This is a genomic window from Psychrobacter sp. DM4, from assembly GCF_051307035.1.
Classification (GTDB): Bacteria; Pseudomonadota; Gammaproteobacteria; order Pseudomonadales; family Moraxellaceae; genus Psychrobacter.
Genome location: NZ_CP195536.1, coordinates 1,067,376 through 1,082,082, shown reverse-complemented (window position 1 = coordinate 1,082,082; position 14,707 = coordinate 1,067,376). Strand labels below are relative to the sequence as shown.

Genomic DNA, 14,707 nt, shown 5'->3' with positions numbered 1-14,707 from the left:
ACTATAGTATAATTTGTCTATCTGTAAATTTACCTAAATCTCTATAGGCGTATTGAGTTCATCGCCAATCTGGTTTATGCTTTTTAGCGGTTTTAATTTTAAGGAAAAAATATGTTTGAACGTGTCGACTATTATGCTGGTGACCCTATCTTGGGGCTAAAAGATAAATTCGTTGCAGATAGCAACCCAAACAAAGTTAATTTGGGCGTTGGTGTTTATTACGACGAGAACGGCAAATTGCCGGTACTCGAATGCGTCAAAATCGCAGAAAAGCGCATCGCTGATCCGGTGTCTCCTCGCCCCTATTTACCGATGGAGGGCTTGCCTGGACATCGTAAGGCTTGTCAGAACCTACTATTTGGCAAAGACGCGCAAATATTAAAAGATAATCTGGTCGCTACCATTGCCACTATCGGCGGTTCTGGTGCGCTAAAAGTTGGTGCTGAGTTCATCAATGAGTGGTTCCCGCAGTCTAAATGCTACGTTAGCGATCCGACATGGGGCAACCATATTGCTATCTTTGAAGGTAGTGATGTTGAAGTTGCCAAGTATCCTTATTATGATAAGGCTACAGGCGGTATTAAATTCGATGAGATGATCGCACTGTTCAAAACTTTGAATAAGAATGACGTCGTACTTTTGCATCCGTGTTGTCATAACCCTACTGGTGTCGATTTGACACGCAAGCAGTGGGATACCGTATTAAACGTGATTCAAGAGCATGAACTAATTCCATTTATGGATATCGCTTATCAAGGTTTTGGCGAAGATATGGACAGTGATGCCTACGCCATCCGTAAAGCGGTCGATATGGGGCTGCCATTATTTGTCAGTAACTCATTTTCGAAGAACTTGTCGCTATATGGCGAGCGTGTTGGCGGTCTATCTGTCGTTTGTCCGACTCCTGACGAGGCTGAGCGCGTCTTTGGTCAATTGGCCTTTACCGTACGTCGTATCTATTCAAGCCCGCCGTCACATGGTGGTCATGTTGTCGATATCGTTATGAATGATGATGAGTTACATCAGCAGTGGGTTGGCGAAGTTTATGCTATGCGTGATCGTATCAAATCCATGCGTTTCAAACTCAAATCAGTACTAGAGGCGCACGTTCCTGACCGCAATTTTGATTACTTGACGGATCAAAACGGTATGTTTAGCTTTACAGGACTCACGCCTGAACAAGTGGAGCGTCTACAAAGCGAGTTTGGTATATACATGGTATCCAATTCTCGTATGTGTGTAGCTGGTCTAAATACTGATAATATTGACTATGTCGCTAATGCTATGGCTGAAATATTAAAAGGCTAGTTGTATTTTTTGCCAATTATAGATAATAAAAAAGCTGAGCAGTGGCTCAGCTTTTTTGTGCTTAAAACGAATGGTGTTAATTTGAACCTTCTTTAATTCAAAGTCAAATCAAGCGACTATTTACATTGTTACCTTCTCTGGTGCTGAGGCAAAAATTATCCTTAAGCTGATGGTGTCAAAACAATGTCAATAAAAAAGTCAGCCACCTAAGTGACTGACTTTCTTAATAATATTTGGTGGAGATGGCGGGAGTTGAACCCGCGTCCGCCAGCATTACGCTCATGAATCTACATGTTTAGTTTCTGTCTTTGGCTTTAATTCGCACCGATCCGACAGTCAGGATGGATTGAACGATTCTCTACTTTTGAACCCAAGCAATTGAGACAATCGCTTGTGGCGAGCCTACATGCGGACGCTTCAACTTAGTTGACCAACTGTAGGTGATCAGCAACTTAGTAAGCAGGGTTTATGCTGCTAGAGCGTAATTTTCGTCGTTTGCGACTATAACAATATATGTTGGATTAACGAGAGGACATATACTCTCGACATGCATCATTGAGTTTCATCACCAGCGTCGAAGCCAGAACATCCCCAAGAAGACTGGCTATTATATATTAAGTAGTGGGTGTAATTCAACCTATGCTCGATGCTCATTACATATAATTACAGCCAAAACTAAGCATCGTAACAACTAGGCTAGAACTTTATTTAACCACTGACCGATGTTTTGAATTTGCGGCATACAAACTTGGTGCGCCATTGGATAAGTATTGTAATCTACGTTATAGCCTTTATCCGCTAAGACCTGCTGCGCTTGTTGTCCCAAGATGACAGGTACAACAGGGTCTTGCGTGCCATGCTCAATCAATATTGGGATGTCTTTATTGGCAGTACTATAGTCAAGGATATCATTGGTCGCTAGATAAGTAGATAACGTTATCAGTCCCGCCAAGCGCTCAGGATGAGCGAGTGCGACGTGATAAGCCACTGCCCCGCCCTGTGAGAATCCTGCGATGACGATATGCTCAGGTTTGACGCCACGTTCGATCTCACGAGCGATTAAATTGCGGATGCTTTGAGCGGAGGATTCAATCTGGGTCACATCGATTTTACGATCCAGACTCATCTCCAAAATGTCATACCAAGCGGGCATGACCATACCGCCATTAATAGTCACTGGAATCTGCGGTGCATGTGGAAAAATAAAGCGCACGGCCATGTCTGAGCTGAGTCCTAGCTGCGGAACGACAGGTTCAAAATCATGACCGCTAGCGCCCAAACCATGTAGCCAAATAACAGCACGATCTATAGGTTTGCTCAAAGGGTTATGCTCTACGGTGACGACGTCTAAATAGGTGCTCATCTGCGTTCCTCAAATTAAAAGATTTATAAGTGCTAAAAAATTTATACGTGTTAAATAACGTGTTAAATAGGTATTTAGGTTCTCGTTATTATTCATCAATTTTTCATAGCCTTTGCATCATTTTACAAAATTTACGTGCTAGGATAGTTTTATAACTAAGACTTTATAGTATTGAACCCTGAGTATTATAGGCTTTATGATGCTTAATCGTTTTTTTTCAACACATGATAAAGACCTCCACTACTTTGTTTATCACTTAGTGCTGTACATATTATGACTCATATTTTACTTGTAGAAGACGATCCTGCTATTGCTATGTCGCTTAAAGTGACTTGCAAGCGTGAGGGCTGGCTTATGACTTGGCTGGATAATGCTAGCAGTGTACTACCGATGTTACGTAGCGATGCGGTGCAAGATTTGTCTGCCATTATTTTAGATGTCGGTCTGCCAGATGGCGATGGGCTTAGCTTATGTCAGCATATTCGTTATGCGTCTGATATTGATCAGCTTAAGAATACGCCCATTGTGTTTCTGACGGCTCGTAGCGATGAAGTCGATCGTATTCTAGGTCTTGAGATGGGCGGCGATGACTACTGCGCCAAACCTTTTAGCCCGAGAGAATTGGTCGCTCGTCTTAAATCTATTTGGCGACGAGAGCAGCTGCTACTAGAACAAACGACTCAAATAGCAACTGCGGCTACGGATACAGCAAACGGCAGTGGCCATTCTTTGGCAGAACAGGTAGTAGTTTTTGAGTGTCAATCAGGTATGTGGCAGTATCAGCCGCTCAATTACTCACTGACTTGGCAAGAGCAAAAGCTGGAGCTGAGCAATACCGAGCGCAAAATTTTGCTGACTTTATTGCAAGCCCCCAATCAGGTCTTTAGCCGTGAGCAACTCCTCAATGCGGTAAGCGACTACCCTGATCATCGCCTAGCACGAACGATAGATAGCCATGTCAAATCGATTCGCAAGCAGTTATCATTGGTCGATGAGAGTCTTGATGTCATTTATACCCATCGCGGACTCGGTTATGGATTGTGCCCCGTCTGATGAGTTCTTTTGATAATACAGACCAAAAAAACGCTAAAATCAGCCAAAGCAATTGGTACGCCAAATTGCATCCTATCGGTACCGATCAACAGGTTGAAGTTCCAAAGCGTCCTCTTAATTTAAGTATATTTTTTCGAATTTGGCTGGCAGTCGCTTTGGTGCTTATCATATGCGGTATCGTTGTATTTACTCAGCTCTTTAGCTACGTTAAACCTACTGTCAAACAAGTCATTGAAGATACTTTGCTTGATACTAGTAAACTTATGGCAGCAAGCTTGCAAGAGCCGCTACAGTCAGGAACGCTATATGACGAGAGCTATCAGTCCAGTCTTGACAAAGCATTTGTAGGTCAATTGGCAGGGGATAATAGCAAAACGACTTACGACAAAAAAACTTATAGTAGCTTTCGTATTTATGTCACGGACAACAAGGGTATTGTCATATATGACTCATTGCCCGAATCTGACAACGCTGAGGGTGAAGACTATAGTCGCTGGAATGACATCTACTTGACCTTGCGCGGACAATACGGCGTGAGAAGCACTGTAAGCGATAGTCGTAAGCGCGACAGTTCTATCATGTATGTCGCGCAGCCTATAGTGAATGATATGAGCCAGATCATTGGGGTAGTGAGTGTGGGCAAACCTGTTGCTAGCGTACTGCCCTATCTGGATAATACACGTGAGCGCATGCTCGTTACCGCTTTGCTAGTCAGTATTATTGCGCTTATGCTCGCAGGCCTCGTAGCATGGTGGCTCAAACAAAGTATTACCTTAGTCACCAAATATACACGGACGCTAGCAGAAGACACGCAAAAGCCATACTTTTATTTAGGTAATGAGCTTAATAATCTCACCGACACTATCGAGACGATGAAGCATCGATTAGAAAACAAGGCTTATGTCAGCGATTACGTCCATACGCTCACCCATGAGCTTAAAAGCCCACTGACCGCTATTCGTGCCAGCGGTGAGCTGTTAGAAGATGATGGACTTGACGCAGAGGATCGACAAATGCTCATTCAAACCGTTGGTGAGCAAAGTATCAAAATGCAACTGTTGATTGACCGGTTACTGCTGCTAGCCAAAGTTGAGCAACCAACCTTTAGACTCAATAGACAATCCATACCTTTAGTGCCTTTGTTGCAAAGTTTAATTAGGGACAACACCGTTCAATTACAGCAGCAGCAATTGGCTCCTATTCACCTATATATGAGCGACAAGCTTTTAGATTCTGACGTAATAGCGACGACAGATGTACTGACACAGACGACAGTATTTGCTGATCGATTTTGGTTAGTACAATCTTTGCAAAACCTATTAGACAATGCCATTCATTTTGCTGAGTCTAGAGTCAACATTGTACTTAGTGTTGCAACCCAATCAATTGCTACGCTACCTACCAAGCCACAGGTTGTGACTATTACCATCTTTAACGATGGCAAACCTATTCCTGATTATGCACTCACTAAAGCCTTTGATCGATACTTTAGCTTATCGCATCAGCGCATAATTCCGCCAAGCTCTTACCAGACAAGCTCTGGTGCTGAACGAAACAACGATAAAAGTACCGTGAACACTTTTAGCAGCGCACCCAAAAAAGGTACTGGGCTTGGTTTAACTTTGGTTAAACAAGTCGTTGAACATCATGGTGGTAGCGTCAGCCTGAATAATATAATCACAGAGTCAAACGAGCAGCTAATAAGTGGCGTTAAGGTCAGTATCACCCTGCCTTTGGTTTAAGGTTTGATAACTATTAAGTAAGCACGCTGAATATCGCTACCGTCAAAGTTGTAAACATAAAAAAGCCATTTGTTCCCTAAAAATAGTAGAAAACAAATGGCTTTTAATGATGCTAAAAACACTACGCTAAGTAATGGAATCAACGGGTGCTTTGACATCACCATTTTGACCACGGTTACGCAGGTAGTGATCAAGTAAAACAATGGCTAACATCGCCTCAGCAATCGGGGTAGCCCGCACGCCAACGCACGGATCATGGCGACCTTTGGTTAACATATCAACCGCCTCACCTTGAGTATTGATACTTTTGCCAGGTGTTGTGATACTCGATGTTGGCTTGAGCGCTATACTCACGCTGATGTTTTGACCGGATGAGATACCGCCCAAGATGCCGCCTGCATGATTGGCGGTAAAACCATTAGGCGTCAGCTCATCACGGGAGGTATGACCAAACTGCCCTGCCACCGCCATACCATCGCCAATCTCAACGCCTTTTACCGCATTGATACTCATCATAGCGTGAGCAATATCAGCATCTAGGCGATCAAATACAGGCTCACCAAGACCAACAGGGACGCCACTTGCGATAATTTCAAGTTTCGCGCCGCTACTGGTGCCCTCACGTCGCAAGCTGTCAATCAAGGTCTCAAAACGGGCGACAGCATCCTTGTCCGCACAAAAGAACGGGTTGCTATTGACATAGTCCCAATCAATGTCGTTTGGGTTGGTAACTTGACTGTATTCATTGCCGATTTGGGTGACGTGCCCGTGAATTTGTACGCCTAATCTATCATATAGATATTTCTTGGCGATAGCCCCCGCAGCAACGCGCATCGCTGTCTCGCGTGCTGATGAGCGTCCGCCGCCGCGATAATCACGAAAACCATATTTCATACTATAAGTATAGTCGGCATGACCGGGACGAAAGGTGTCTTTGATCTCGCTGTAGTCTTTTGATTTTTGATTGGTATTACGAATTAACAGACCGATTGAGGTGCCTGTTGTTTTGCCCTCGAACACTCCTGAGATGATCTCGACCTCGTCCGACTCACGGCGCTGAGTGGCGTACTTAGAGGTACCTGGTTTGCGGCGATCCAAATCAACTTGCAAATCTAATTCGCTGAGCTCAAGACCAGATGGCACACCATCCACAATCGCTATAAGACCTGCACCGTGCGATTCGCCGCACGTGGTCACACAAAACAGCTGTCCAATACTATTGCCTGCCATACTCATCCTTAGTCATCAGTGCTTGCTATGAGCACTTGTATCATCAAATTATTGTCTGTAACTATTAAAACCAATAGCTTCTACTGAGCGCTATCTAACCTCTGCACATAATTAGCGAACAGCCCGCGATTGGCGATGAGCTCATCATAAGTAATGGCGAATACCCCGTGCCCGCCAAGCGAAAACTTGAGCCAATCAAACTGGATATCAGGATAAGCTTGGTTCAGTGCCCACTCGCTATCGCCAACTTCACAAATGAGTAGACCATCAGGGCTCAAATAATCAGCAGCTTGATACAAGATATGATGCACTAAATCTAGACCATCTTGCCCCGCTGCCAACGCGTGCTCAGGCTCATACAAAAACTCTGGCGGTAAATCTGCCATAATGGCAGCGTCCACATACGGCGGGTTGGTAACGATCAGCTCGTACTGGTTTTCCGCTGGTATTTTGGCAAACAGATCCGACTCAATGACATTGACCTGATGACCCAAATCGTGATGATCTACATTGACCATTGCGACCTCAAGTGCGCCTTTATCGATATCGACGGCATCCACCAACGCATCAACGAAACGAGTCGCTATAGCGATAGCGATACAGCCTGAGCCTGTGCACATATCTAATATACGCTCAGGCTGTGACAACTGCTTCATATCCAGCCCATGATCATAAAAACTAGCGGCATTATCTGATCTTGCCTGACCTAATGGTTTGGCAAGCTCGTTTACATCAAAGTAAGGATAAAACTGTTGACGAATCAGCTCAGCAATGGGTGAGCGTGGAATCAAAACGCGCTCATCAATATAAAAAGGCAAATCACAAAAATAAGCCAAATTAATCAAGTAGCTTAGCGGTTTACGCTCGCTAATACGCTGCTCTAATAGGCTAAGCACCGCCTGCTTTTCTGATGAGGTCAAACGGCAATCAAGAATCTGTTCATTAGCAGACCAATCAAGAGCTAATGAATGCAATACGATAGCGGCAGCTTCGGCGAACTCGTCTGTCGTGCCTTGAGCGACAACGACGTCGTAGTTGCGCAATTGGGTAACTGCAAAGCGAATAAAATCACGAATGCTAAATAGCTGCGCGCGGGCCTCTTCAAGCTCGCTATGCAAATTGGCAAATTGATTGTGCTCTGAGTCCTGCATCGCTTCTTCATCTAGGTGTAGATTCTGAAAATCTTCTGCGCTCATGATTTGATCTGCTGACATACCGCCCCTTTATTATAGATACTTGTGACTTAAATAAACTCTATATGCAATGAATCTGTTTACGCATTATAGACGCAAACATAAGATTGCGCCAATCACTGTATTTTCAATGCCTATCACTATCGTCATAAAGTACTATTAGTTTTTTTTATGACATTTTTATAGTAGCAATTATTGCTAAAACCAGTAATTCATAACTCAATTACTTCTACTTTGTATCAAACGCGTCAGCAGTTGAGCTAAAGCGGATAGTCGGTACAAAAATGTGTGTCAAAAGTTTGCGAACCCTCCTAAATATGAGCATAATAGCCTCATTAGTAACCATCACGAGTGATACATATGATGAAATTAAAGCCGCTTATTGCCTCCATGTCTATCGCAGCGCTCAGTGCTAGCATTAGTGTCGGCGCATTCGCCGCACCCAATGATAGTGCTCGTACTTTGCCCGTACGTACCGCAGATCAACTGCCGAGTATTGCTGTGCTAACGAGTCTTGATGTAGAAGAAAACCGCAACCGCTCAATCGCTAGCACGACTGCTACGCCCAAAAACAATATGCCTGATCGTATGGGAAAACTCATCGATGCTAAGCGTAATCAATCGACTACTAGCACAAAACCGATGAACCCGTCGCCATCTAATGATGTTGCTGCTGATAATATGAGCGCGCAGGAATTGGCACGTAAAGATGAGCAGTCTGATCGCACAGATGATATTAGCGAAGGTCAAGCGGTAGCAGCGCCCAGTCAAGGCAATGAGCCGTTTGACGCGCCAGCATTTGAGATTCCGCGTACAGAACAGTTGCAAGCGGCCAATACTGATACCACGATTAAAAGTATCGAAGATATCGATGGCAAGACTCATACCACTTTGAATCTCTCGAACTACGCCAAACAAGTAAACAGTGCTGCTTGGTCGCCAAGTATGAATGTCAACTCGGCGATGACCATTAAGATACAAGCGTTGTTAGATTGGAATCATGCCTCTCCTGGTCCTATCGATGGGGGCTGGGGCATGAACAGCAAAAAGGCTTTGACCAATTTTCAGGCGATGAAAGGCTTGCCAACGACTGGTAAAATGAATCAGAAAACTTGGGACGCTCTAGTCAAGAATATTCCGGCAAATAAACCCGTACTGGTCACTTATACGCTGACCGAAGACGATATCAAAACCAACTTTGCGACGACACCCTCAGGCTATCCAGCCAAATCAAAGATGAAAGGTCTATACTATCAAGACATCAAGGAGATGTTAGGTGAGCGTTTCCATATGGATATACGCTATCTTGAGAAGCTTAATAAAAATAAAACCTATCAAGCAGGCGAGACCATTACTGTCCTAAATACGCGCGGCGCGCTTAATCAGCGTATCAACCGCGTAGTCGCTAACAAAGCAGATCAGACCCTTTATGCCTATAATGGCGATAAACTGGTTGCGACCTATCCGACTACTGTCGGTAGTGATGCTACCCCCTCACCGCAAGGGACGTTCAAGATTATTAATAGAGTCAAGATGCCTTGGTACAAAGCGACAGTCGGTGAAGGTAGTGGCAAGCAAGTTCATATGATACCGCCAGGTCCGAACAATCCAGTCGGTGTAGTATGGATGGGACTATCAAAACCCTCATATGGTTTACATGGCTCACCGAAGCCTGAAGGTATCAGTCGGCAAGCCTCAGCAGGTTGCGTGCGCCTGACCAACTGGGATGTACTAGAGGTTTATGCCAATATCGAAAACGGTGCGACGGTTGAACTACAGTAACCGCAATAGTTATCTATCAAAAAAGACCTTTTATTAAAGGTCTTTTTTTCTCTAGACCTTTAGATGTCTAGGGCGTGTTTGATAATTCATAAATACGCCCTGACAGGGACTAATACCTTTTCTATTCCTCTTTACAAATTCATCCTCTAAATAACCGCAAAAACGTCTACGACTTTCTTGGTTTATCATTACAATAGTACCTCTCTTTTTCTTCTAACGAAGCCAGTTACTATGACTCTACCTGATGATTCCGCTCAGCACTCTATTCCTACTTCAGACACACCTGCTAACGCCCCTCCTTCTAAATCTAGCAAAGTATCCTCAGAGCCTCTAATTGATCATATCGAAAATTTGGATCGTGATAGTACCGAATCAAATGAAGCAGACTTACAGATCGAAACAGATACTCAAGTCAACGATCAAACTGTAGAAATCACTGAAGAAACAGATGATGTGGAAGCAGACGATATAGAAGCAGAGACAATGGTCGCTCAGAATCCTGAGTCTACAATAATATTAGAGTCCGTTAGTCCTGATGTAGTCATTGCAACTTTGGAGACGCCTGAATCTAATGAGCAGGTCGTTACTGAAGCATCAGAACCCCCAGAAGTCGCTTCTCAAACCGACAGCAACCCCACTGATACCGCACAGGTCGATAATCATCTCGATTATATTGCAGACGAAAATGCTGAGATTACAATTAGTGCTGAGGGCGATGTTGATGAGGTAACCGAGTCTATCATCACTCTATCGGTCGATAGTACTGACGTAGACAATCCTGAACAGCAAAGAGTAGAGACTAAAGAGCACTTCTCAATCGACAAACCCACTACCGAGCTTTCAGATCAGAGTCAAAATGAGCAAGATGCTACTTACTGTGAGCAGACTGCCAATAAACAAGCTCTTTTCCCAAACCAAGAATCTACTGACAAAGAATCCACTAACACAGAAACAGAAACTGTGAATGAAGAAACCACTAAAACTGCAGGCGTTCTAGAAGCACAGAACAATGAAGATGAGAAAGATAAAAGCAACGATGAGATACATGAAGAAGAGGAAAAAGTCAAAGAAGTTAAAGAAGCCAAACTTGAATCTTATAAGCAGTTCGTCGCTGAGCAGTTTAGTAAACAAAAAATAGACTATCCTGAAGTACGCGTCAAAATCGAAGCTAATGCTCTGCCCACCAGAATGTACTTTGTGATGAACATACTCTCCGCCATCATTGCAAGTTATGGTCTGGTCACTAACTCAGCAGCCGTCGTCATTGGTGCCATGCTAGTCGCTATGATGCTAGGGCCTATTACTGGCGTGGCGCTTGCGGTCATCGATAACCGAATCCCTCTATTGCGTAAGTCACTATTTACAGTCGCAGCTGGCGTATTCTTAGTTATTTTTGTCGGCTTTATTATTGGTCTGCTACACAATGAGCAGCCTTTGACCGCAGAGATTTTATCGCGTACTCAGCCCACTTCAATGGACTTGATGATCGCGTTAGCAGGAGGTACCGCAGGTGCTTATGCTATGGTATCGCCGCACCTATCGGTCGCTGTCGTTGGCGTAGCCGTAGCTACGGCGTTGGTGCCGCCTTTAGCTGCTAGTGGCATTTTGTTTGCTAATGGTGAGCTAACCTTAGGTTTTGGGGCCGCGCTGTTGGCACTGACCAACATTATCGCGATTCAATTTACCAATGCGATGGTGCTTTGGATTTTGGGTTTTCGCCGTTTGATCGATGATGATTATAAAACCAGCACCTATTTGACATTTTTGCGACGTAATGCGATAGCGCTAGTACTGCTCGGTATCTTAGGTACTTATTTAACGATTAACTTGCAGACCAATGCTAAACAACAAGTGTTTGAGAGTAGCGTAAAAAGTGCTATCAACGATCACTTTATCGAAAAAGGCAACGTGCTGACCAACACCCAGTTTACTAAGGGTAACGGCAATCAGATCGTACGCGCGGTAATACGTGGGGAGACAACTCCTGACTCAAACGATGTCAATCAAATTGAAGCCATAGTGACAAAAGACATGGCAGAGAACTATCCAAATTATCTACCGATTAAGTTACAACTGCGTTATATACCAGTGCAGGTCATAGAGTCTAATCCTATTATCAGAGACAAGCTTGATGAAACGGATGCTGCTATTTTGACTAACTAATCATAAACGTCCAAAGTCTTATTGACTGCTATTTTATTTGAGATAGCGGGTCTAAGACCTTATATTTAAGACAAGTATAGACATCGTTTACCAAGATCTTTAGTGTATGTGCTAAAATCGCTGGCAAAATATTTTATTTAATGACATTCCTTATAAGGAGCCGCTGTGAGCCAGCCATCTCAAACAGCCGATATTCGTAAAGCTTTTATAGATTTCTTCGTAAGCAAGCAGCATACCTCTGTCTCATCCTCAAGTCTGATACCGCACAACGATCCGACCTTGCTATTTACCAATGCAGGAATGAACCAGTTCAAAGAGACGTTTTTGGGTATGGAGCCCCGTGATTATACGCGCGCGGTGACTTCACAAAAATGTGTACGCGCAGGCGGCAAGCACAACGACTTAGACAATGTTGGCTACACTGCCCGTCATCATACTTTTTTTGAGATGCTCGGTAATTTCTCCTTTGGCGACTACTTCAAACAGGCAGGCATTGCCTACATTTGGGAGTTTTTGACCTCTAACGAATGGTTGAATATTGATAAAAATTGTCTGTACGTGACTATTTATGAGACCGATGACGAAGCTTTTGATATCTGGCACAAAGACATTGGTATCTCTGCCGATCGCATCATACGTATTGGTGATAATAAAGGTGCACCCTACGCCTCCGATAACTTTTGGACGATGGGTGATACTGGCCCCTGCGGTCCTTGTACTGAGGTTTTTTATGATCATGGCGAACAGATAGAAGGTGGTCTACCAGGCACGCCTGAAGAAGACGGCGACCGTTTTATCGAGATTTGGAACTGCGTCTTTATGCAGTTCAACCGTCAAAAAGACGGCACGATGCTGCCATTGCCCGCACCAAGTGTCGATACGGGTATGGGTCTTGAGCGTATTAGCGCGATTATGCAAGGCGTTCATGGCAACTATGAGATCGATTTATTCATCCACTTGATGGATGCAGCGGCTAAGGTTTTAGAGATCAAAAATGAACAGCAGTCCTCCTTAAAAGTGATTGCCGATCATATACGGGCAGTGTCTTTTTTGATTGCTGATGGCGTGATGCCAAGCAATGAAGGTCGCGGTTATGTGCTGCGCCGTATCATTCGCCGTGCGGTACGTCATGGTAATAAGCTTGGCGCTCAGAGCGACTTTTTCTATCAGATGGTTGCGCCATTAGTTAGCGAGATGGGTGATGCCTATCCTGAATTAGTAAAAAGACAGAGCATTATCGAAAATGCAATTCAAAAAGAAGAAGCACAATTTGCAAAGACCTTAGCACAAGGATTGCGCCTGCTTGCAGGCGAGCTTGAAGGCTTGCAAGATGGTGATGTACTCTCAGGAGAAGCGGCCTTTAAGCTCTATGATACTTACGGCTTTCCGCTTGATTTGACCGCCGATATAACCCGTGAGCGTGGTATCGCTATCAATGAAGACGAGTTCGATGAGCACATGCAAGCGCAGCGCGCACGTGCGCGTGATGCAGGCAAATTTGATGTTGATTACAGCAGTGTGATTCAGGTCGATACTCCTACCGAATTTATTGGTTATGAGCAGTTAAGCGAGGATAATGTCACCCTCAAAGCTTTGTATCAAGACGGCGCTTTGGTCGATACCTTGGATGAGGATATGGAAGGCGTTGTAGTGCTTGATCGTACACCGTTTTACGCTGAAGGCGGCGGCCAAGTCGGTGAGCTTGGCGAGATTCGCACCTCCTCTGGCGTCTTTGAAGTACAAAATACTAAAAAGTCAGGTCAAGCTATTATCCATTATGGCGTTGTGACGATGGGCACTATCAGCGCCCAGCAGACTGCTGACGCGCAAGTACTCTCTAGTATCCGTGCTGCTAGTGCTAAGAACCATTCAGCCACTCACCTACTCCATGCAGCGTTACGTGAAGTATTGGGCGAGAGCGTGAGTCAAAAAGGCTCGCTGGTATCAAGCGACGTCTTACGTTTTGATTTTGCCTATGATAAGCCAGTAACTTTCGCAGAAATGACTCGCATTGAGCGCTTGGTCAACGAGCAGATTCAAGCGAATACGCCTGCTTACATAGAGAATATGTCGATCGATGAAGCGATGGACAAAGGCGCAGTCGCACTATTCGGTGAAAAGTACGGAGATACAGTGCGCGTACTTACGATGGGTACTGAGACTATTAATGATGGTACTTGTAAGCCCTTCTCAATTGAGCTGTGCGGCGGCCTTCATGTTCAACGTACAGGCGATATTGGCCTTTTCAAGATCATTAGCGAGTCAGGTATCGCCGCTGGTATTCGCCGCGTCGAAGCTGTCACTGGAATGAATGCTGTCAAGTACATTCAGCAAAACGATCAGCAATTAGGCGAGCTTGCAAGTCAGCTCAAAGCCAAACGTCCTGACGTCACTGAGCGCGTCAAAGCTATGGCAAGCCGTCAACGTGAGCTTGAAAAACAGCTTGAACGCTTTGAGCAAAAAATGGCCAGCACGCAAGCAGCAAGCTTGCTAGATGAGGTACAAACTATTAACGGTACGCCCGTTTTAGTCAGTACTCTAAGCGGTATCGATGGTAAGTCTATTCGTACTTTGATGGACGATATCAAATCTAAGTTACCTGATAGCGTTATTGTCATCGTTGGAGACAAAGACGGGCAATTAGCGCTCGCAGCAAGCGTTGCAACATCCCTGACCGCTCGCATTAAAGCCGGAGACATTATTCGTCATCTAGCAGGTGAGCTTGGCGGTAAAGGTGGCGGTAAGCCTGACTATGCTCAGGGCGGCGCGCCCAATTCTGATCTTAGCACCGCGGTTATTAAAGCACTATCATCATGGATTGCAGCACAGCTTGGCTAGTCATTACAGGCTAACAAAAGACAACTGTTATGCGA

General features: G+C 44.5%; 9 protein-coding genes and 1 other RNA gene. 6 read left to right on the top strand and 4 right to left on the bottom strand.

Annotation, left to right across the window (positions count from 1 at the left end):
* Window positions 1–111: 111 nt before the first annotated feature.
* On the top strand, window positions 112–1,308 hold the full coding sequence (locus ACR64G_RS04745) for an aromatic amino acid transaminase (RefSeq protein ID WP_435980371.1): 1,197 nt from the start codon (window positions 112–114) through the stop codon (window positions 1,306–1,308).
* Between the two features lie 234 nt (window positions 1,309–1,542).
* Here the strand turns inward: ACR64G_RS04745 and ssrA are convergent.
* Together ssrA and ACR64G_RS04735 are read right to left on the bottom strand one after the other, a co-directional pair.
* Window positions 1,543–1,901: a transfer-messenger RNA gene (gene ssrA, locus ACR64G_RS04740) on the bottom strand.
* A gap of 98 nt (window positions 1,902–1,999) precedes the next feature.
* Entirely contained in the window at window positions 2,000–2,671 is a 672-nt protein-coding gene (locus ACR64G_RS04735) for an alpha/beta hydrolase (RefSeq protein WP_435980370.1), read from the bottom strand.
* A gap of 273 nt (window positions 2,672–2,944) precedes the next feature.
* On the opposite strand from ACR64G_RS04735, the gene ACR64G_RS04730 reads away from it, so the two are divergent.
* Window positions 2,945–3,724, top strand: a complete 780-nt coding sequence (locus ACR64G_RS04730; RefSeq protein ID WP_435980369.1) for a response regulator — start codon at window positions 2,945–2,947, stop codon at window positions 3,722–3,724.
* Window positions 3,724–5,466, top strand: coding sequence for a two-component system sensor histidine kinase CreC (gene creC, locus ACR64G_RS04725; RefSeq protein WP_435980368.1), 1,743 nt, complete (start codon window positions 3,724–3,726; stop codon window positions 5,464–5,466). The genes ACR64G_RS04730 and creC overlap by 1 nt, the downstream gene beginning before the upstream one ends.
* 126 nt (window positions 5,467–5,592) lie before the next feature.
* Here the strand turns inward: creC and aroC are convergent, their stop codons facing one another.
* Window positions 5,593–6,696 (bottom strand): chorismate synthase, encoded by a 1,104-nt coding sequence (aroC, locus tag ACR64G_RS04720; RefSeq protein WP_435980367.1) that lies wholly within the window; start codon window positions 6,694–6,696, stop codon window positions 5,593–5,595.
* An 80-nt stretch (window positions 6,697–6,776) separates the two neighbouring features.
* A complete protein-coding gene (gene prmB / locus ACR64G_RS04715) occupies window positions 6,777–7,847 on the bottom strand; it encodes a 50S ribosomal protein L3 N(5)-glutamine methyltransferase (RefSeq protein ID WP_435980641.1) in 1,071 nt (356 codons plus the stop codon).
* A 402-nt stretch (window positions 7,848–8,249) separates the two neighbouring features.
* Between prmB and ACR64G_RS04710 the strand changes: the two genes are divergently transcribed.
* The 3 genes from ACR64G_RS04710 (at window position 8,250) to alaS (ending at window position 14,672) form a co-directional block, all read left to right on the top strand.
* On the top strand, window positions 8,250–9,671 hold the full coding sequence (locus ACR64G_RS04710; RefSeq protein ID WP_435980366.1) for a L,D-transpeptidase family protein: 1,422 nt from the start codon (window positions 8,250–8,252) through the stop codon (window positions 9,669–9,671).
* 231 nt (window positions 9,672–9,902) lie between these two features.
* Window positions 9,903–11,834 (top strand): TIGR00341 family protein, encoded by a 1,932-nt coding sequence (locus ACR64G_RS04705; protein WP_435980365.1) that lies wholly within the window; start codon window positions 9,903–9,905, stop codon window positions 11,832–11,834.
* 165 nt (window positions 11,835–11,999) lie between these two features.
* Complete coding sequence (gene alaS / locus ACR64G_RS04700; RefSeq protein WP_435980364.1) at window positions 12,000–14,672, top strand: alanine--tRNA ligase; 2,673 nt, start codon at window positions 12,000–12,002, stop codon at window positions 14,670–14,672.
* Window positions 14,673–14,707 lie beyond the last annotated feature (35 nt).

Excerpts from the sequence above, each read along its gene's own strand:
- ACR64G_RS04745 (WP_435980371.1), top strand. The coding sequence starts at position 112 with ATGTTTGAACGTGTCGACTATTATGCTGGTGACCCTATCTTGGGGCTA.
- creC (WP_435980368.1), top strand. The coding sequence starts at position 3,724 with ATGAGTTCTTTTGATAATACAGACCAAAAAAACGCTAAAATCAGCCAA.
- ACR64G_RS04730 (WP_435980369.1), top strand. The coding sequence starts at position 2,945 with ATGACTCATATTTTACTTGTAGAAGACGATCCTGCTATTGCTATGTCG.
- ACR64G_RS04735 (WP_435980370.1), bottom strand. The coding sequence starts at position 2,671 with ATGAGCACCTATTTAGACGTCGTCACCGTAGAGCATAACCCTTTGAGC.
- prmB (WP_435980641.1), bottom strand. The coding sequence starts at position 7,847 with ATGCAGGACTCAGAGCACAATCAATTTGCCAATTTGCATAGCGAGCTT.
- ACR64G_RS04705 (WP_435980365.1), top strand. The coding sequence starts at position 9,903 with ATGACTCTACCTGATGATTCCGCTCAGCACTCTATTCCTACTTCAGAC.
- aroC (WP_435980367.1), bottom strand. The coding sequence starts at position 6,696 with ATGGCAGGCAATAGTATTGGACAGCTGTTTTGTGTGACCACGTGCGGC.
- ACR64G_RS04710 (WP_435980366.1), top strand. The coding sequence starts at position 8,250 with ATGATGAAATTAAAGCCGCTTATTGCCTCCATGTCTATCGCAGCGCTC.